We start from the raw sequence: 19,428 nt of genomic DNA, 5'->3' as shown, positions 1-19,428 counted from the left end.
ATGCTTTGCTACGCCGACCCCGGAAGACGGACCCGGAGCGGCATCATCAAAGAATCGGGTCAATCATGACAGCGCCTCAAGCTCTTCAACACCTACAGGAGGCTTGCTTCGCCAACCAATCATGTATGACCGTTTCGCCAGACCGTCCTGAACGCGAGCAATCTGCGTCCGCTCGCCTGCGAGCCGCAACCGGAGCAGGGGATCGTGAGTTCCCGACGCGATCAGGCATTTGTTGATGACCCAAGCGAATGGCTCAATACCGGCGCGCCGCAGGTCTTGCTGAAGAGCAGCGGCCTCTGAAACCGGAGTTGTCTCCGGCAGAGTTACCAGGATCACCCGGGTGTGAGTGGGATCCTGCAGCCTCATCAGCGGGGTCACGATACGCCCCGGTCCGCTCGGTTCTAGTTGGCCTGTCATCTGACGATGATAAGCGCCGGTCGCGTCCAGCAGCAGCAAGGTGTGGCCTGTTGGAGCCGTATCGAGGACCACAAAGGCGCTTCGCGCCTCGGCAACAACGTGCGAGAAGGCGTGAAACACAGCGACCTCCTCAGTGCATGGCGAAGCCAGGTCTTCGAGCAGTAGCGCCTTACCCTGATCATCCAGGTCGCGGCCACGGCTCGCCAGTATTTTCGAGACATAGCGTTCCGTCTCAACCCGGGGATCGATCCTGTCTACCGTGAGGCCCGGCATCACGCCATCGACCACGAAATTGACATGCGCTGCAGGATCTGTCGTGCTGAGGTGCACGGCATGTCCGCGCTTGGCGAGACCCACGGCGATGGCCGCGGCAATCGTCGTCTTTCCGACGCCGCCCTTGCCCATGACCATGATGAGGCCATGCTTGCCTTGGGCGATGTCGTCGACCAATCGCTTAAAGCCCGGCAAGTCGATTGGCTCGGCATCTCGCTCGGCGGCGTCATTCGGATCCCGTGGATTGGATGACGCCAACATCCGCCTCAGAGCCGTGAGGCCCACGATGTCAAATCCAAACAATGGAATTTCGTCTCGCGGCAGCTTCGTCAACGACGCCGGCATCGAGGCGAGAGCCTCGTCCTGGTCCCGCTCAAGGGCAACTGCCACAACATCGGCAGGATCCGTGGCGTGAAAGCGTCCGTTCACGGCGAGAGTCTGGTTCGAGAGATTGAGCGCGTCGAGTTCGCCCGACGTTCGAGCCGCCTCGCGGATCGCGCTCCGATCGGCGCGAGTGACCAAGACAACCGTCGTCCGCTTCGGATCGCCCAGCGCTTGAAGCGCTTGGCGAAAGCGATTCTCTTGCATCTTCAAACCAGAATGAGGACCGAGACAGGATGCCCCCCGGTCGTTGTCCTTCAGAAAGCCGGTCCATGCCTTTGGCAGGCTGAGAAGCCGCAATGTGTGGCCGGTCGGGGCCGTATCGAAAATGATATGGTCAAAGCCTGCCATGTCGCCATCCAGCAGGCCGACGAACTCGTCGAAGGCAGCTATCTCGGTGGTGCAAGCGCCGGAAAGTTGCTCGCGAACGGTCGATCTCTCCTCAGGGGAAACCGCGGGCCCGAGCTGGTTGAGCACACGGGTTCGATAGCTCTCGGCCGCTGCCTCCGGGTCGATGTTCATCGCGAAGAGCCCGGCGGCGTTCGGCACTGGCGCTGGATTGTCGCTTAGCCGGACCTCCAGCATCTCGTCGAGGTTCGAGGCAGGATCCGTGCTGACGAGGAGGACACGCGACCCGCGGTCGGCGAGACCGATGGCGGTAGCACAGGCCAGCGAGGTCTTGCCGACGCCGCCCTTACCAGTAAAGAACAGAAATGGTGTTGGAGCGTCCAGCGCGTGAAAGTGAAGCATCAAAAATAATCCCCCGGTCGCGTGCGGTGATGCGGGATACCCCCTCGTGGGAGTGGCGGCCCGAGGACTGCGGCGCGTGGAGCGCTATCCGACGCCCTGAACGATGAGGCCCGTACCGTCGCAGCGTTCGCAAGCACTCTCCTTGCCGGTCGCCTTGTCTGCCACTTTGCCGGTGCCCGCGCATTCGGGACAGAGGTCCTCGGCGGTACCTGGCGTTCCGGGTTCCGGATCATCATCAGGGGTGTGCGGCCTCAGCGGATTTGATTTCATGTCGGCTTCCTTCCGCCATATGTTAGGAGCCGCCAATTGATAAGTCCCGACACAAACGGGCGGATTGATCTAACGCAAGGACCGATCTTGCGCATGCCGGATCGCCGATGCTGAGAAGCACGCTGCTCTTTCTGGCCCTTCGGGGACCTGAGCGTCGGACTGGATGTCCGCTTTGCACCACAAGTTGCCTTTCGTCTCGTACGAGCAACGCGAATTACGATTGACGAGGAAATGCCGCTGAGAGTGAGGTGACTGCCTTCAACATGGCAGCGACGATGTGCGAAGGTGCCGATCCCGTTTCAACGGTGACGCGGAACACGGAAAAGCCAGGATTGCGCGCAGAGCGAATGCGATGGCGCGTGGGGACTTCTTCGACTTCCGCGGAGAGAGACTTGGTGGGTTTTCGCCTAACCCATCCGACGAAAGCTAAGTCGCCACCGCCCCGTTCCCCGCCGTCTCCAGCCGGAACGCCGCCGCGAACAGCGCGCGGGTGTAATCCGTCTTCGGATTCTTGAACAGCTCGGCGGCCTGGCCTTCCTCGACCACCTTGCCGCTCCGCATCACGATGAGATGGCTGGCGAGCGAGGCGACGACGCGCAAATCGTGCGAGATGAACATGTAGGTGAGATCGCGCTTGCGCTGGAGCTCGCGCAACAGCTCCACCATCTGGGCCTGGAACAGCATGTCGAGCGCGCTGGTCGGCTCGTCCAGCACGACGAAGTCAGGCTCCAGCACCACCGCGCGGGCGATGCTGATGCGCTGGCGCTGGCCGCCGGAAAACTCGTGCGGGTAGCGGAAGCGCGTGTCCGGCTTCAGTCCGACATCCTCGAGCGCCTTGACGACGCGCGCCTCGCGCTCCTCGCGCGACAGGTTGGGTTGATGCACCGAGAGACCTTCGGCTACGATGTCCGCGATCGACATGCGCGGTGAGAGCGAGCCGAACGGGTCCTGGAACACGATCTGCATGTCGCGCCGGAACGGGCGCATCTCCTTGAAGCGGAGGCCCTGGATGTCCTTGCCCAGGAACACGATGCGCCCGTTCGAGGAGATCAGCCGCAATAGCGCCAGGCCCAGCGTGGTCTTGCCCGAGCCGGATTCGCCGACGACACCGAGCGTCTCGCCCTTGCGCACGGCGATGCTGACGCCGTCGACCGCCTTGATATGGCCGACCGTCTTGCGCATCAGGCCGCGCTTGATCGGAAACCACACTTTCAAATCGTCGGCCGACATCACCACCGGGGCGTCAGGCTGCGGCGGGGCCGGATCCGGCTTCGGCTCGGCCGCAAGCAGATCGCGCGTATAGGGATGCTTCGGGGTCTTGAAGACCTGCTCGACCGGCCCCTGCTCGACGATCTCGCCGCCCTTCATCACACAGACGGTGTCGGCGATGCGGCGCACGATGCCGAGATCGTGGGTGATGAAGAGCAGGCTCATGCCGAGACGCGACCTGATCTCGGCCAGCAGGGCCAGGATCTGCGCCTGCACGGTGACGTCGAGCGCCGTGGTCGGCTCGTCCGCGATCAGGAGATCCGGCTCGTTGGCAAGCGCCATCGCGATCATGACGCGCTGGCGCTGACCGCCGGAGAGCTGGTGCGGATAGCTCTTCAGCCGCGTCTCCGGCTCGGGGATGCCGACCTGGGTCAGCAGCTCCAGCGTCCGCCTGCGCGCCTCCGAATTGCTGGTCGGATTGTGCAGCTGGATGATCTCGCCGATCTGCGCCTCGATCGTGTGCAGCGGATTGAGCGAGGTCATCGGCTCCTGGAAGATGATGGAGATGTCGCTGCCCCTGATCTCCCGCATCTCCTGCTCGGAGCGATCGATTAGCTCCTGCCCCTTGAAACGGATGCTGCCCGAGGGGTGCGAGGCGGTCGGATAGGGCAGGAGCTTCAGGATCGAGAGCGCGCTGACCGACTTGCCGGAGCCGGACTCGCCGACCAGCGCGACGCATTCGCCGCGCTTGATCTGGAACGACACCTTGTCGACCGCCAGCGTCGTGTTGCCGCCCTGGTGGAAGGCCACCGAAAGATCGCGCACGGCAAGCAGGGGCTGGTTGATCGCGTCCATCACGCCCTCACTTGAACGTCTTGCGCGGATCGAAGGCATCGCGCACGGCTTCACCGATGAAGATCAGCAGCGACAGCATGATCGCGACCGAGAAGAAGCCGGTGAAACCGAGCCACGGCGCCTGCACGTTGGATTTGCCCTGCGACAACAGCTCGCCGAGCGAGGGCGAGCCGGGCGGCAGGCCGAAGCCGAGGAAATCCAGCGCCGTCAGCGTCATCACCGAGCTCGAGACGATGAACGGCAGGAACGTCATGGTCGCCACCATCGCGTTGGGCAACAGATGCCGGAACATGATGACCCCGTTCGAGACGCCGAGCGCCCGCGCCGCCTGGATATATTCGAAATTGCGTCCGCGCAGGAATTCCGCGCGCACCAGGCCGACCAGCGACACCCATGAGAACAGCAGCAATATGCCGAGCAGAACGAAGAAGCCGGGCACCAGCACCGAGGACAGGATCAGCAGCAGGTAGAGCGAAGGGATCGCGGTCCAGATCTCGATGAAGCGCTGGAAGGTGAGATCGATCCAGCCGCCGAAATAGCCCTGGATGCCGCCGGCGGCGACACCGACGATCGAGGAGACGATGGTGAGACAGAGGCCGAACAGCACCGAGATGCGGAAGCCGTAGATCAACCGCGCCACCACGTCGCGGCCCTGATCGTCGGTGCCGAGCCAGTTGTATTCGAGGTCGCGGCAGCTCTTCAGCCCCTTCTTCTCGAGCACCGGCTTGCACTGGGCTTCCGTCAGCATCCAGGTCGGCGGCGACGGAGCCGGCGTCGGCAGATCGAGATTGTGAGTGTCGTAGGAGTAGCGGATCAAAGGCCAGACGATGCTGCCGCCCTTGTCCTTGATCAGCTTCTGCAAGTACGGATCGCGGTAGTCGGCCGCGGTCTCGAAGTCGCCGCCGAAGGTCGTCTCGGAATAGGTGACGAAGGCCGGCCAGTAGAGATGACCGTCATATTTGATCAGGAACGGCCGGTCGTTGGCGATCAGCTCGGCAAACAGCGACACCACGAACAGGACCATGAAGAGCCAGAACGACCAGTAGCCGCGCCGGTTCGCCTTGAAATTCTCCCAGCGCCGCTTGTTCAACGGCGACGGCGCGAACGGCTTGCGCGTAATCGGCACGGCCGCACCGAGCGGGCTCTTGGCCGAGGTCTCGATCGGAGTCGGAGCGGTCAGCGTCATCAGACCTCCCTCGCCTCGAAGTCGATCCGCGGATCGATCCACATATAGGTCAGATCGGAGATCAGATTGACCACGAGGCCGACGAGCGAAAAGATGTAGAGCGTGCCGAACACGACGGGGTAATCGCGGTTGAGCACGCTCTCGAAGCTGAGCAGCCCGAGCCCGTCCAGCGAGAAGATCGTCTCGATCAGCAGCGAGCCGGAGAAGAAGGCGTGGATGAAGGCGCCCGGAAAGCCCGCGATCACGATCAGCATCGCGTTGCGGAAGATGTGGCCGTAGAGCACCTGGTTCTCGCTGCAGCCCTTGGCCCGTGCGGTCATGACATATTGCTTGCGGATCTCGTCGAGGAACGAGTTCTTGGTCAGCAGCGTCATGGTCGCGAATGCGCTGAGGCCCATCGAGATCAGCGGCAAGGTGAGGTGCCAGAAATAGTCGATGATCTTCCAGTACCAGGGAAATTGCGACCAGCCGTCCGAGGTCAGGCCGCGCAGCGGGAACAGGTTGAAGAAGGAGCCGCCGGCGAACAGGATGATCAGGAGGATCGCGAACAGGAAGCCGGGAATCGCGAAACCGATGATGATGATCGCCGAGGTCCAGGTGTCGAAGCGCGTACCGTCCTTCACCGCCTTGCGGATACCGAGCGGGATCGAGATCAGATAGGTGATCAGCGTCAGCCAGATGCCGAGCGAGATCGAAACCGGCAGCTTCTCCTTGATCAGCTGGATCACGCTGACATCGCGGAAATAACTCTTGCCGAAATCGAAGCGGGCGAAATTCCACACCATCAGCGCAAAGCGCTCCGGCGCCGGCTTGTCGAAGCCGAACTGCACTTCGAGCTTCTTGATGAAATCAGGGTCGAGCCCCTGAGCGCCGCGATACTTCGAGTTGATGGCATCGCCGCCGGCGCCGAGCTGCCCGGGCGCGCGTTGCGCAAAGTCGCCCCCGCCCGAGATGCGCGAGCTGCCGCCGGTGTCGGCGCCCGAGAGCTGCGCGATGACGCGCTCGACCGGACCGCCCGGCGCGAATTGCACCACGACGAAGGAGACGAACAGGATTCCGAGCAGCGTCGGAATCATCAGGAGAATACGGCGGGCGATATAGGCGCTCATGATTATTTCGCCTGCTCGAGCTTGGCCGCCTTGGCGGCATCGTACCACCAGTTCTCAGGCGCGCCGACGCCTTGCGCATACTTCGGCGGCTTGTCCGGATGGCTGAACTGATCCCAATACGCGACGCGATGGAAATTGGCGTACCATTGCGGCACCCAGTAGCGGCCGGCGCGAAACACCCGGTCGAAGACACGGCAGGCGGTCGTCAGCTCTGCCCGGTTCTGGGCCGCGATGATCTTCTCGATCAGAGCATCGATCACGGGATCGGAGATGCCGGCGAGGTTGTACGAGCCCTTGGTGTTGGCTGCCTGCGAGGAGAAGAACGGCCGCATGGCGTCACCCGGTGTCGCAGACATCGAGAAGCGCTCCATGGTCATGTCGAAGTCGAAATCCTCCACCCGCGCGCGATACTGCACGGCGTCGACCAGCCGGAACGTCGCATCGATGCCGAGCGTTGCGAGGTTCTTCAGGTAGGGGCCGTGATGCGGCTGAAGCGAAGGCTCGTCGTTCAGGAACTCGATCGTGAACGGCTCGCCGTTGGGCAGAACCCGCTTGCGGTCCTTGATGACGAAGCCGGCTTCGTTGAGCAGCTCGCTCGCCTTGCGCAGCAGAGTACGGTCCTGTCCCGAGCCGTCCGACACCGGCGGCACGAAGGGCTGACCGAACACTTCGTCGGGCACCTTGCCGCGGAAGGGCTCCAGCAATGCGAGCTCTTCGGGCGAAGGCGGGCCCGATACCATCATGTCGGAATTCTGGAACGGCGAGCGCGTGCGCGCATAGGCGCCGTACATGATGGTCTTGTTGGTCCACTCGAAGTCGAAGGCGTAGATCAGCGCCTCGCGCACGCGCGGATCCTTGAACTTGTCGCGCCTGAGGTTCATGAACCAGCCCTGCGCGCCGGACGGCGTCTCGTCCGGCAACTGCTCGCGCTTGACGCGGCCGTCCTTGACGGCCGGAAAATCGTAGCGGGTGGCCCAGATGCGCGCGGTGAGCTCTTCGCGAAACAGATAGTTCTTGCCGGTGAAGCCTTCGAAGGCGACGTCGCGGTCGCGATAGAATTCGTAGCGCACCGTATCGAAATTGAAGCTGCCGCGGCAGAGCGGCAGATCGGCGCCCCACCAGTCCTTGACCCGGTCGTATTCGACGTAGCGGTTGACCTCGAACCTGCCGACCTTGTACGGGCCGGAGCCGAGCGGCGTATCGAGCGTCGATTCATCGAAGGCGCGCGTGGCGTAATACGCTTTCGAGAAGATCGGAAGGCCGGCGACATAGAGCGGCACGTCGCGCGCGCGGTTCGGCGCGAAGGTGACGGCGACGGTGGCGTCGTCGATCGCCTCGGCCTTCACCAAATCGCGGAGCTGCACGACGATCAGCGGATGCCCCTTCTCCTTGAGGACATTGAGCGAGAAGGCGACATCATGCGCCGTCAACTTCGAGCCGTCGTGGAAACGGGCCTCGGGACGCATCGTGAAGGTATAGGTCAGCTTGTCCGGCGAGATCCGGACCGACTTGGCGGCGAGCCCGTACATGGCATCGGGCTCGTCGTTGGCGCGTCCCATCAAGGCCGCGAAGGTCATATCCATGCCCTGCGCGCCCTCGCCCTTCAGGATGTAGGCGTTGAGCGAGGAGAACGTGAAATAGGACTGGTTGTACGATCGCACCGACGGGATCAACGAGAACGTTCCGCCCTTCGGAGCGTCAGGGTTGACGTAGTCCAGATGGTGAAAGTCGGCCGGATATTTGAGGTCGCCGAACGCCGAGATGCCGTGCGCTTCCGCCACCGCCTCCGACGCCCTCACCTTGCGGAGTGCGCCGGCGCCAAGCGCGCCGCCGACACCGAGGACCAGCACATGCCGGCGTGAAAGCTGCGCCATGCGCAATTGCTTCCTCAAGAGCGTTTTCCGATCCGCGCCGCCTTCTCAGCATCGTACCACCACAGCGTCGGCAGGCCGGACCGGCCGTATTTCGGCAGCGGATCGGCATGGCTGAAGCGGTCCCAGCGAGCGTAGCGCGAGAAGCCGTAGGTGAACTGAGGGACGAGGTAGAAATTCCACAACAGCACGCGATCGAGCGCGTGGGTCGCGGCAACCAGTTCGGCGCGATTTTTGGCGTAGATCACCTTCTCGATCAACGCATCGACCGCAGGATTCTTGATGCCGATGGTGTTGCGCGCACCGGGCATGTCGGCCGCCTGCGAGCCCCAGAACTCGCGCTGCTCGTTGCCGGGCGAAAGCGATTCGCCCCACTGATCGATGATCATGTCGAAGTCGAAGCTGCGCAGACGGTTCTGGTACTGCGCGTCGTCGACGACGCGGATCGAGGTGCTGACGCCGATGCGTTCCAGCGAGGGCTTATAGAACAGCGCGATGCGCTCGGACGACGGATCCTGCACCAGGATCTCGACCGTGAGCGGCTTGCCGGTGCTATCGACCAGCTTGTGGTCCTTGACCTCGAAGCCGGCCTCCTTCAGGAGTCTTGCCGCCTCGCGCAGATTGCTGCGCACGGCCTCCGGACTGCCGCCGACCGGATTCTGGTAGACCGTGGTGAAGACCTCCGGCGGCACCTTGTCCTTCACGGCCTGAAGAATCTCCAGCTCCTGCCCCTGCGGCAGGCCGGACGAAGCGAGCTCCGTGCCCTCGAAATAGCTCGCGATGCGCTTGTACTGGCCGTAGAAGAGCTGCTTGTTCATCTCTTCGAAATCGAACGCGTAGTTGAAGGCGCGGCGCAGTCGCGCGTCCTTGAACTGATCGCGGCGGATGTTGAAGGCGAAGGCCTGCATCCGTCCGGAATCGTTGATCGGGAATTCTTCCTTGATCACGCGCTTGTCTGCCACCGCCGGGAAATCATAGGCCGTGGCCCACTGCTTGGCGGAGTTTTCCGCGATCCAATCGGCCTGGTCGGCCTTGAAGGCTTCCAGCGCGACGAGGTTGTCGCGGAAGAACTCGAAACGCAGCTCGTCGAAATTGTTCTGGCCGATCTGACTCGGGACGTTGGCGCCCCAATAATCCTTCACCCGTTCGAGCTTGATCGAACGTCCGGCCACGAATTCCTTGATCTTGTAGGGACCGGAGCCGAGCGGCGGCTCCAGCGTGGTCGCGCTGACATCGCGCTTGCGCCCCTGCGCATCGGTGCCTTCCCACCAATGCTTCGGCAGCACCGTCAGCTCGCCCACGATGGTCGGCAATTCGCGGTTGCCCGGGGCATCGAAGGTGAACTTGACCTCGCCCTCGGCGACTTTCTCCGCCTTCACGACGTGACGATAGTAGGAGGCATACATAGGCGACTGCTTCTTGAACGTCTCCAACGAGAAGATCACGTCCTCCGGCGTCACCGGCTTGCCATCGTGCCAGCGCGCCTCCTTTCGCAGGCGATAGGTCACCCACGAGAAATCGTCCGGATGCTGCGCGGATTCGGCGAGCTCGCCATACTCGGTCGCAACCTCGTCCTGAGCACGCGCCATCAACGTTTCGTAAATCAGCGCGGCGGCCGGCGCGAGAGACCCCTTGATGCCGGCAACAGCGAGATTGAAATTGTCGAAGGTCCCGAGCGAGATCAGCCGCGCGACGCCGCCCTTGGGCGCATCCGGATTGACATAGTCGAAACGCTTGAAACCCGGCGGGTACTTGATGTCGCCGAACAGTGACAGCGCGTGGCGCCAAGGCAGCCCACTTGAAGCCAGTTCTCCGGTCTGCGCTTCCGCCGATCCGACCAGGGGAACACCCGCCGCAGAACCGAGGGCGGGAAGCGCGGCAGCGGCCGCGCCGGTGAGCAGAAGATCGCGTCGGGTAATGGCCAAATCAACATCCCTGTCTTGAAGGAGGCTACTCCTTTAAGTTCCCAATATAGGCGAGGTTTCGACCGAATATGTTGCTTTTTCCTCATCTTGGAAGACCGGGCGGCCTCTTCGATGCGACCAAACGCCCCGATCACGGCGCTGCGAGGCCCGGACAGGGAAACGGCCAGGCTTTGGGGCCTGGCCGCATATCCGAGATCGAAGATTGAAGCGCCTTATTTCGCCGCAGTCGGGAGCGGCTTCGGGTTGTCGGAGAGGCTGTTCAGATAGGCAAGGACGTCGGCGCGCTCGCTATCCTTCGGGATGCCGGCGAAGCCCATCGCGGTGCCGGGGATGTCGCCCTTCGGATTGGCGATGAACTTGTTCAGCTCGTCGATGGTCCAGGTGCCCCCCTTGGCCTTCATCGCGGCCGAGAAGTTGAAGCCGTTGCGGCCTTCACCGCGGTGGTCGCCGACGATGCCGTAGAGGTTCGGACCGACGCGGTTGGGACCGCCCTTCTCGAAAGTGTGGCAGGCGGCGCACTTCTTGGCGGCGGCGGCGCCCTTCTCGACGGAGGCGGTCTGGAGCAGCTTTTCGATCGGCTCGGAGGAGGCAGCGGCCGCGGGCGCGCCGCCCTTGTCGCCGGCCTCTTCCTTCACGGCGATCTCGAAGCCCGGCTTTTCCGGCATCTTGGGCGAGAACAGCGCATTCGCGGTGAAGCTCGTCACCAGCAGGATGAGACAGGTGCCGAGCACGGCACCGAGAATCTTGTTGAGTTCGAAAGAGTCCATTTCCGGCTAGGCCCCACACCGCAAGAAGGAAAAAGCGGCCGGGCGGCCGCCAGGACGAGCCTCGGGAGAATCAAAAACGTTCCTGATTGTTTCCCCGAGTTTTGCCATTGAGATATCGGTTTGCCCGGGGTCTGGCAACCCGTATAAGCGGTCCCGCTTTCAGCCCGTCCCCACCCCATTTCTCGGTGCGGAAAACGCTCCGTTTCCAGGCCCTTGAACTGATGACTGATTCCCGCATCCTAGTGCTGATCCCGGCCCGCATGGCCGCCACCCGCCTGCCCGGCAAGCCGCTCGCCGATATCGCGGGCCTGCCGATGATCGTCCATGTGATGCGGCGCGCCGTGGCGGCCGATATCGGCCGGGTCGCGGTGGCAACCGACACGGCGGAAATCGCCGCAGTCGTGACCGCCCATGGCGGCGAGGCCGTGATGACCCGCCCGGAACACCCTTCCGGCTCCGACCGCATCCACGAGGCCATGCAGAAGCTCGATCCGGCGGGGAGAGCCGAAATCGTGGTCAATCTCCAGGGCGATTTCCCGACCATCACGGTCGACAACATCCGCGAGGTGCTGCCGCCGCTGAAAGACCCTGAAGTGGACATCGCCACGCTGGCCTCACAGATCCATACCGAGGAGGAGGACCTCGCCCCGAGCGTCGTGAAGGCGATCGGAACCTCGCTCGGTGGTCGGCGCATGCGCGCACTTTATTTCACCCGCGCGACCGCGCCGACCGGCGACGGACCGCGCTACCATCATATCGGCCTCTACGCCTATCGCCGCGCCGCCTTGGAGCGTTACGTTTCGCTGCCGCCCTCGCCGCTGGAATTGCAGGAGAAACTCGAGCAGCTCCGCGCGCTGGAGGCCGGGATGCGCATCGACTTCACCATCGTCGACACCGTTCCCCGCGGGGTCGACACGCCTGCGGACCTCGAGACCGCCCGCGGCATCCTTTCCAAATCCTGAGCCGCTGCTACAAGGCCGACCATGAGCAAGCTGAAAATCGCATTCCAGGGCGAACCTGGCGCCAATTCCCACATCGCCATCGTCGAGGCCTACCCCGAGGCCGAGCCGATGCCCTGCGCCACTTTCGAGGACGCGCTGTCGGCGATCTCCTCGGGCGAGGCCGATCTCGGCATGATCCCGATCGAGAATTCGGTCGCCGGCCGCGTCGCCGACATCCATCATTTGCTGCCGGCCTCCGGCCTCTTCATCATCGGCGAATGGTTCTTGCCGGTCCGGCATCAGCTAATGGCGGTGAAGGGGACCAGGCTCGAGGACATCAAGAGCGTCGAGAGCCACGTCCACGCACTCGGCCAGTGCCGCCGCGTCATCCGCAAGCTCGGCATCAAGCCCATCGTGCACGCCGATACCGCCGGAAGCGCCCGCGACATCTCCGAGCGTAACGACAAGACCGTCGCTGCGATCGCCTCGCGCCTCGCCGCAAAGATCTACGGCCTCGACATCCTCGCCGAGGACATCGAGGACGAGTCCCACAACACCACGCGCTTCGTGGTGCTGGCGCGCGAGCCGAAATGGGCGCCGCAGGGCTCCGGGCCGCTGGTCACCACTTTTGTATTCCGGGTGCGCAACCTCCCCGCGGCGCTCTACAAAGCGCTCGGCGGCTTTGCCACCAACGGCGTCAACATGACCAAGCTCGAAAGCTACATGGTCGACGGCAATTTCTTTGCCACGCAGTTTTACGCCGATGTCGACGGCCATCCTGAAGACAAGGGCCTTGCTTTCGCGATTGAGGAGCTGAAATTCTTCTCGCGCGAATTCCGCATCGTCGGCGTGTATCCGGGCCACCCGTTCCGCGCGACGTTCAGCGAGACGCAGCAGGATTGAACTCGCGTCCCGGACGCGCGAAGCGCGAGCCAGGACGCGAGAGGCTGCGACGCTCGGGGCTGCGATGGGCACCGGCTCAGCAGCGCATCACTGCGTGCTGCGCTACGTCCGGGGCACGGGAGCAGCTCACGCTACCTGCTTCACAAGCCCAAACGCCTCGGCCAGCAGCGCATACGACTTCTTCCGCGCCTCGTGATCGTACACGGCCGTGATCACCATCAATTCGTCCGGCCTGCTCGCCTCGATCAATGGCTGAAGCTTTCTCTGCACCGTCGCCGGATTGCCGACGAACAGGCGCGAGCGGTTGCGTGCGATTGAGACCCGCTCGGCCTCGGAGTAAGGATAGGCCAGCGCCTCCTCGACGCTCGGCAGCGGCAGATATTGGCCGCGGTCGCGGCGCAGGCGGTTGAGATCGAACGAGGCGGCGAGCTTTTCGGCCTCCTCGTCGGTGTCCGCCGCGATGACAGCCACGGCGAGGATCGCGTGCGGGGTTGCCCGCCAGGCCGAGGGCTGGAAGCGGTTGCGATAATGCATCATCGCATCGACCGCATCGTGGGATGCGAAGTGATGCGCGAAGGCGAAGCCCATGCCGACTTGCGCCGCGAGCTCCGAGGAATAGTCGCTGGAGCCGAGCAGCCAGATCGGCGGCAACGGACTGTCATCCGGCATCGCGACCACGGTGTGATAGGGGTGGCCTGCGGGAAATTCGCGGGTCTCCCACAAAATCAGCTCATGCAGCCGCTCCAGAAAATCGTCGCCCTCGCGGCGATCGAGCCGGCTGCGAAGCGCATAGGCCGTGGCCCCATCAGTCCCCGGCGCGCGGCCGAGGCCGAGGTCGATACGGCCGGGAAACAATGCTTCCAGCATCTTGAAGCGCTCGGCGACCACCAGCGGGGCGTGGTTGGGCAGCATCACGCCTCCGGAGCCGACGCGGATGTGCTTCGTCACCGCCGCGATCTGCCCGATCATCACATCGGGCGCCGGGCTAGCGACCGAAGCGAGGTTGTGATGCTCGGCGAGCCAGTAGCGGACATAGCCAAGCCCATCGACATGGCGTGCCAGGTCAATGCTGTTGCGCAGAGCGGCAGCGGGCTTTGTACCCGTGGTAACGACGGACAGGTCGAGGACGGAGAGCGGGATCATGGCGGGCTAAGGTAGTGGAGGGGCGCGCGACGGCAATGGGCCGGCGGCGCAGGTCTGGCGCGCGCGCCGCGAGCCCGGGGCGCCGCGGTCCAACCTGTCGTGGTGGGACGAAAACAGTGAACTAAATCTTATTTTCACATTGCCCATCCCCTAAGCCCGTTCAAGAAGACAACGCGAAACAAATAAACTATTGAATTACATGAATTATTATCTGAATACCACATTTCCCACCGCTAGGTCTAGCGCCATTATAATTTTGCGCTTCTGGCATAAAGTGGGCCACTTCCCATCTCCGATGGGCTGTCGAGTGCGACGGCTTTGGCTTATTTTGGCACCTTGAGACCTGATCGTCGGCCGCCGAGGCTTAGCGATATTCCTGGAGTGAGTGGTGCCATGACCGATCTGACGACGTCCGCGACAGCCGACGGGCAAAACGGGCACCTGAAGCGGCCTGCGATTTCATTCGAGTTCTTTCCGCCAAAGACGGAAGAGATGGAACGCAATCTCTGGGAGACCATCAACCGGCTGGCGCCGCTCGAGCCGAAATTCGTCTCGGTCACCTATGGCGCCGGCGGCTCGACCCGGGAGCGCACCCACTCGACCATCGCGCGCATCCTCAAAGAGACCGCGCTGCTGCCGGCGGCGCATCTGACCTGCGTCGGCGCCTCGCGCGGCGAGATCGACGAGATCGTCGATCGCTACCACGAGGTCGGCGTCCGCCACATCGTGGCGTTGCGCGGCGATCCCGCCGGCGGCATCGGCACATCCTACTCCAGCCATCCCGACGGCTATCAGAGCTCCGCCGACCTCGTCGCGGGAATCAAGAAGCGGCACGCCGATATCGAAGTGAGCGTGTCTGCCTATCCCGAGAAGCACCCCGAGGCGCGCGACTTCGACGCCGATATCGATACGCTGAAGGCCAAGGTCGATGCCGGCGCGACGCGCGCGATCACGCAAGTCTTCTTCGATAACGACTTTTACTTCCGCTATCTCGACCGCGTCCGTGCCCGCGGGATCAACATTCCGATCGTGCCGGGCATCATGCCCATGCACAATTTCAAGCAGGCGCGCAATTTCGTCACCCGGAACGGCACCAGCGTGCCGGACTGGCTCGCCGCGAAATTCGAGGGTCTCGACAACGACGCCGAGACCCGCAAGCTGGTGGCAGCAACCGTCGCCGCCGGCCAGGTGCAGAAATTGGCAAAACACGGCGTCGATACCTTCCACTTCTACACCATGAACCGCGCCGATCTCGTGTTCGCGATCAGCCATCTGCTCGGCATCCGCGCCAACAGCGCGCAGAAGGCAGCGTAAAGACACCATGACTGTATCTCCCTCGCCCAAACGAATTGCCCTGCTCAACGCCGCGCGCGAGCGCATCCTCGTGCTCGACGGCGCCATGGGCACGATGATCCAGAACCTGCAGTTCGACGAGGCCGCCTTCCGCGGCGAGCGCTTCAAGAATTTCCACCGCGACCTGCGCGGCAACAACGATCTGTTGATCCTGACGCAACCGCAGGCGATCGAGGACATCCACGTCGCCTATTTGCGCGCAGGCGCCGACATCGTCGCGACCAACACCTTCTCCACGACTTCGATCGCGCAGGCCGACTACGACCTCACCGACATCGTTTACGAGATGGCGCGCGAAGGCGCCCGCCTCGCCGGCAACGCCGCCCGTCGCGTCGCCGCCGAAGACGGCAAGCCGCGCTTCGTTGCCGGCGCCATCGGTCCCACCAACCGCACCGCCTCGATCTCTCCTGACGTTTCCAATCCCGGTTATCGCGCCGTCACCTTTGACGACTTGCGCAAATCCTATGGCGAGCAGATCCGCGGCCTGGTCGACGGCGGCGTCGATCTCTTGCTGGTCGAGACCATCTTCGACACGCTGAATGCCAAGGCGGCGCTCTATGCCATCGCCGAGATCACCGAAGAGCTCGGCATCGACATGCCGGTGATGGTCTCGGGCACCATTACCGACAAATCCGGCCGCCTGCTCTCGGGCCAGATGCCGGAGGCGTTCTGGAATTCGGTGCGGCACGCAAAACCCGTCACCATCGGCTTCAACTGCGCGCTCGGTGCGGAAGATCTGCGCGCGCATATCGCCGATATCGGCCGCGTCGCCGATACGCTGGTTTGCGCCTATCCGAATGCCGGCCTCCCCAACGAATTCGGCCAGTATGACGAGACGCCGGAATATATGGCCCGCCTGATCGGCGAGTTCGCCCGCGACGGCCTCGTCAACATCGTCGGCGGCTGCTGCGGCACCACGCCGGATCATATCGCGGCGATTGCCGCAGCGGTGGCCCCGCACAAGCCGCGCATCGTGCCGGAGATCGAACAACGCTTGCGGCTCTCCGGCCTCGAGCCGTTCGTGCTGACGGACGCGATCCCCTTCGTCAACGTCGGCGAGCGCACCAACGTCACCGGGTCGGCCCGCTTCCGCAAGCTGATCACCGCGGGCGACTACACCGCGGCACTGCAGGTCGCACGCGACCAGGTCGAGAACGGCGCGCAGATCATCGACGTCAACATGGATGAGGGGCTTCTGGATTCGGAAGCCGCGATGGTGACCTTCCTCAATCTCGTCGCCGCCGAGCCCGACATCGCCCGTGTCCCCGTGATGGTCGACTCTTCGAAGTTTTCGGTGATCGAGGCGGGCCTGAAATGCGTGCAGGGCAAGCCGGTCGTCAACTCGATCTCGATGAAGGAAGGCGAGGAGAAGTTCATCCACGAGGCCAAGATCGCCCGCCGGCACGGCGCGGCCGTCGTGGTCATGGCGTTCGACGAGGTCGGCCAGGCCGACACCTTCGCGCGCAAGATCGATATCTGCAAGCGTGCCTACGACATCCTGGTGAACAAGGTCGGCTTCCCGCCCGAGGACATCATCTTCGATCCGAATATCTTCGCGATCGCGACCGGCATCGAGGAGCACAACAATTACGGCGTCGACTTCATCGAGGCGACGCGGTGGATCCGTCAGAACCTGCCGGGCGCGCACATCTCGGGCGGCGTCTCCAACCTGTCGTTCTCGTTCCGCGGCAACGAGCCGGTGCGCGAGGCCATGCACTCGGTGTTCCTGTATCACGCCATCAAGGCCGGCATGGACATGGGCATCGTCAATGCCGGGCAGATGATCGTCTATGACGATATCGATCCCGAGCTGCGGCAAGTGTGCGAGGACGTCGTCCTCAACCGGGACCCGAATGCCTCCGAGCGACTGCTGGCGCTGGCGGAGAAATTCCGCGGCAAGAAGACGGAAAGCAAGGAAGCTGATCTCGCCTGGCGCGAATGGCCGGTGGAGAAGCGGCTGTCGCATTCGTTGGTCCACGGCATCACCGAGTTCATCGAGCAGGACACCGAGGAAGCCCGCAAGAACTCCTCGCGTCCGCTCGACGTAATCGAAGGTCCGCTGATGGCCGGCATGAACGTGGTCGGCGACCTCTTCGGCGACGGCAAGATGTTCTTGCCGCAGGTGGTGAAGTCCGCCCGCGTGATGAAGCAGGCGGTTGCCTACCTCATGCCGTTCATGGAAGAGGAGAAGGCGCGCAACCTGGCAAGCGGTATCGGCACCGAGGGCTCCTCGTCTGCCGGCAAGATCGTGCTCGCGACCGTGAAGGGCGACGTCCACGACATCGGCAAGAACATCGTCGGCATCGTTCTCCAGTGCAACAATTACGAGGTGATCGATCTCGGCGTCATGGTGCCGGCAGCCAAGATCGTCGAGACCGTGAAGGCCGAGAAGGCCGACATCGTCGGGCTGTCGGGCCTGATCACCCCCTCGCTCGACGAGATGGCGTTCTTCGCCGGCGAATTGCAGCGTGAGGGCCTGAAGCTGCCGCTGCTGATCGGCGGCGCCACAACGAGCCGCGTGCACACCGCGGTGAAGATCGACCCGAGTTATCGCGCCGGTCCCGTCGTCCACGTCAATGACGCCAGCCGCGCCGTCGGCGTCGCCTCCTCACTGCTCTCGCCCGAGAAGCGCGAGGCCTATGCCGCCGAGGTGCGGGCCGAATACGCCAAGATCTCGGAGGCGCATCTGCGTGCGCAGGCCGACAAGAAGCGGCTGAAGCTGGCCGACGCCCGTGCCAACCGCGTGCCGGTCGATTTTGCCAAGAACAGGCCGGTGAAACCGACGTTCCTCGGCATCAAAAGCTTCGACGATTACGATCTCGCCGAGCTCGTGCCTTGCATCGACTGGACGCCGTTCTTCCAGACCTGGGAGCTCGCCGGCCGTTTCCCCGCCATCCTCGACGATGCCAAGGTCGGCGAGGTCGCGCGCTCGCTTTATGACGACGCGCGCAAGATGCTCGACACCATCGTGAGGGAGAAATGGTTCCGGGCGCGCGCGACGATCGGCTTTTGGCCGGCGAATGCCGAAGGCGATGACATCGCGGTTTACGCCGACGAGAGCCGGACCAAGCGGATCGCGACGCTGCACACGCTGCGCCAGCAGCTCGAGAAGCGCGAGGGCCGCTTCAACGCCGCGCTGTCCGACTTCATCGCGCCTTCGGGCGTGCCCGACTATATCGGCGGCTTCGTGGTCACCGCGGGGATCGGCGAGGACGCGGTTGCCGACCGCTTCAAGATGGCGAACGACGATTACTCCTCGATCCTGTGCAAGGCGCTGGCCGATCGTCTGGCCGAAGCCTTTGCCGAGCGGATGCATGCCCGCGTGCGCCGCGAGTTCTGGGCCTATGCGCCCGACGAGGCGCTCTCCAACGAGGATCTGATCCTCGAAAAATATCAGGGCATCCGCCCCGCGCCCGGCTACCCCGCCCAGCCCGATCACACCGAAAAGGCGACGCTGTTCGAACTGCTGGATGCGGAAGCAACCGCCGGCGTGAAGCTGACCGAGAGCTTTGCGATGTGGCCGGGCAGTAGCGTGTCAGGGCTCTATTTCGCCAGTCCCGAGAGCTATTATTTCGGCGTCGGCAAGATCGAGCGCGACCAGGTCGAGGACTACGCTGCACGCAAGGGGATGACGGTCGCCGAGACCGAGCGCTGGCTTGCGCCGGTGCTGAACTACATCCCCTCGCAGCAGGGGGCCGACAAGGCGTTCACAGCAACGCCCGCGAACGACGAGACATCGAACGACCTCGCCTCGCACCCGCCGGGCTGCACCTGCGCGGTGCATCTCGTCTGGCAGAAAAAGCGCGCGGGCGCGGGATAGGCGCGCCTCGAAAGCGAAAGTCGAAAACAACCCCATGCACAGTAGGGATGGGGTTTGAAGCGGCCGGCGATTTTTCGGTATTATCGAACATCGCTTGCTCCGTCGGGCAAAACAGGTGTATCAAGGCAGGATCGGCCACTTTGTCACCGTCGTCATTCCGGGGGCGCGCGGAGCGCGAGCCCGGAATCCATCGTGCGGCGGTGACGTGAAGAAGTGGATTCCGGGCTCGCGCCAAGGGGCGCGCCCCGGAATGAC

General features: G+C 63.5%; 13 protein-coding genes. 4 read left to right on the top strand and 9 right to left on the bottom strand.

Going from position 1 to position 19,428, the window contains the following annotated elements; translation table 11 throughout:
• Positions 1 to 63 precede the first annotated feature (63 nt).
• From arsA to IF809_RS15695, 8 genes are all read right to left on the bottom strand, one after another.
• On the bottom strand, positions 64 to 1,821 hold the full coding sequence (arsA, locus tag IF809_RS15730; RefSeq protein WP_453995028.1) for an arsenical pump-driving ATPase: 1,758 nt from the start codon (positions 1,819 to 1,821) through the stop codon (positions 64 to 66).
• Positions 1,822 to 1,905: 84 nt separating this feature from the next.
• Positions 1,906 to 2,091: a hypothetical protein gene (locus IF809_RS15725; RefSeq protein WP_453995026.1), complete on the bottom strand. Its 186-nt coding sequence runs from the start codon at positions 2,089 to 2,091 to the stop codon at positions 1,906 to 1,908.
• Between the two features lie 426 nt (positions 2,092 to 2,517).
• Positions 2,518 to 4,155 (bottom strand): ABC transporter ATP-binding protein, encoded by a 1,638-nt coding sequence (locus tag IF809_RS15720; RefSeq protein WP_453995024.1) that lies wholly within the window; start codon positions 4,153 to 4,155, stop codon positions 2,518 to 2,520.
• Between the two features lie 7 nt (positions 4,156 to 4,162).
• A complete protein-coding gene (locus IF809_RS15715) occupies positions 4,163 to 5,341 on the bottom strand; it encodes an ABC transporter permease (RefSeq protein ID WP_453995022.1) in 1,179 nt (392 codons plus the stop codon).
• A complete protein-coding gene (locus IF809_RS15710; protein WP_092292358.1) occupies positions 5,341 to 6,450 on the bottom strand; it encodes a microcin C ABC transporter permease YejB in 1,110 nt (369 codons plus the stop codon). Before IF809_RS15710 ends, IF809_RS15715 begins: the two co-directional genes overlap by 1 nt.
• 2 nt (positions 6,451 to 6,452) lie before the next feature.
• The gene (locus IF809_RS15705; RefSeq protein ID WP_453995020.1) at positions 6,453 to 8,324 is read right to left on the bottom strand and encodes an extracellular solute-binding protein; all 1,872 of its coding nucleotides are present in this window, start codon (positions 8,322 to 8,324) and stop codon (positions 6,453 to 6,455) included.
• 14 nt (positions 8,325 to 8,338) lie between these two features.
• Positions 8,339 to 10,246: an extracellular solute-binding protein gene (locus IF809_RS15700; RefSeq protein WP_453981900.1), complete on the bottom strand. Its 1,908-nt coding sequence runs from the start codon at positions 10,244 to 10,246 to the stop codon at positions 8,339 to 8,341.
• Positions 10,247 to 10,458: 212 nt separating this feature from the next.
• On the bottom strand, positions 10,459 to 11,013 hold the full coding sequence (locus IF809_RS15695; protein WP_128964052.1) for a c-type cytochrome: 555 nt from the start codon (positions 11,011 to 11,013) through the stop codon (positions 10,459 to 10,461).
• 221 nt (positions 11,014 to 11,234) lie between these two features.
• Between IF809_RS15695 and IF809_RS15690 the strand changes: the two genes are divergently transcribed.
• Complete coding sequence (locus IF809_RS15690; RefSeq protein ID WP_453981898.1) at positions 11,235 to 11,975, top strand: 3-deoxy-manno-octulosonate cytidylyltransferase; 741 nt, start codon at positions 11,235 to 11,237, stop codon at positions 11,973 to 11,975.
• A 21-nt stretch (positions 11,976 to 11,996) separates the two neighbouring features.
• Complete coding sequence (locus tag IF809_RS15685) at positions 11,997 to 12,857, top strand: prephenate dehydratase (RefSeq protein ID WP_453981897.1); 861 nt, start codon at positions 11,997 to 11,999, stop codon at positions 12,855 to 12,857.
• A gap of 126 nt (positions 12,858 to 12,983) precedes the next feature.
• On the opposite strand, the gene IF809_RS15680 is transcribed toward IF809_RS15685, so the two are convergent.
• Positions 12,984 to 14,000 carry an LLM class flavin-dependent oxidoreductase gene (locus IF809_RS15680; RefSeq protein WP_453981896.1) on the bottom strand — a complete coding sequence of 339 codons (1,017 nt, stop codon included), beginning with the start codon at positions 13,998 to 14,000 and terminating at the stop codon, positions 12,984 to 12,986.
• Between the two features lie 393 nt (positions 14,001 to 14,393).
• Here IF809_RS15680 and metF point away from each other — a divergent pair, with 393 nt between their 5' ends.
• Both metF and metH read left to right on the top strand, forming a co-directional pair.
• Entirely contained in the window at positions 14,394 to 15,314 is a 921-nt protein-coding gene (gene metF / locus IF809_RS15675; RefSeq protein WP_453995018.1) for a methylenetetrahydrofolate reductase [NAD(P)H], read from the top strand.
• Between the two features lie 7 nt (positions 15,315 to 15,321).
• Complete coding sequence (gene metH, locus IF809_RS15670; RefSeq protein WP_462837973.1) at positions 15,322 to 19,173, top strand: methionine synthase; 3,852 nt, start codon at positions 15,322 to 15,324, stop codon at positions 19,171 to 19,173.
• The last annotated feature ends 255 nt before the right edge of the window (positions 19,174 to 19,428 follow it).

It is taken from the genome of Bradyrhizobium sp. UFLA06-24, from assembly GCF_054967145.1.
Note: the sequence above shows the minus strand (reverse complement) of the source record. Positions and strands in the feature narration are given on the sequence as shown.

Bases quoted from the DNA above. Each gene is read 5' to 3' on its own strand.
- IF809_RS15680 (WP_453981896.1), bottom strand. From the start codon at position 14,000: ATGATCCCGCTCTCCGTCCTCGACCTGTCCGTCGTTACCACGGGTACA.
- IF809_RS15710 (WP_092292358.1), bottom strand. From the start codon at position 6,450: ATGAGCGCCTATATCGCCCGCCGTATTCTCCTGATGATTCCGACGCTG.
- IF809_RS15685 (WP_453981897.1), top strand. From the start codon at position 11,997: ATGAGCAAGCTGAAAATCGCATTCCAGGGCGAACCTGGCGCCAATTCC.
- IF809_RS15705 (WP_453995020.1), bottom strand. From the start codon at position 8,324: ATGGCGCAGCTTTCACGCCGGCATGTGCTGGTCCTCGGTGTCGGCGGC.
- IF809_RS15720 (WP_453995024.1), bottom strand. From the start codon at position 4,155: ATGGACGCGATCAACCAGCCCCTGCTTGCCGTGCGCGATCTTTCGGTG.
- metH (WP_462837973.1), top strand. From the start codon at position 15,322: ATGACTGTATCTCCCTCGCCCAAACGAATTGCCCTGCTCAACGCCGCG.
- IF809_RS15695 (WP_128964052.1), bottom strand. From the start codon at position 11,013: ATGGACTCTTTCGAACTCAACAAGATTCTCGGTGCCGTGCTCGGCACC.
- IF809_RS15715 (WP_453995022.1), bottom strand. From the start codon at position 5,341: ATGACGCTGACCGCTCCGACTCCGATCGAGACCTCGGCCAAGAGCCCG.
- IF809_RS15725 (WP_453995026.1), bottom strand. From the start codon at position 2,091: ATGAAATCAAATCCGCTGAGGCCGCACACCCCTGATGATGATCCGGAA.
- arsA (WP_453995028.1), bottom strand. From the start codon at position 1,821: ATGCTTCACTTTCACGCGCTGGACGCTCCAACACCATTTCTGTTCTTT.
- IF809_RS15690 (WP_453981898.1), top strand. From the start codon at position 11,235: ATGACTGATTCCCGCATCCTAGTGCTGATCCCGGCCCGCATGGCCGCC.
- metF (WP_453995018.1), top strand. From the start codon at position 14,394: ATGACCGATCTGACGACGTCCGCGACAGCCGACGGGCAAAACGGGCAC.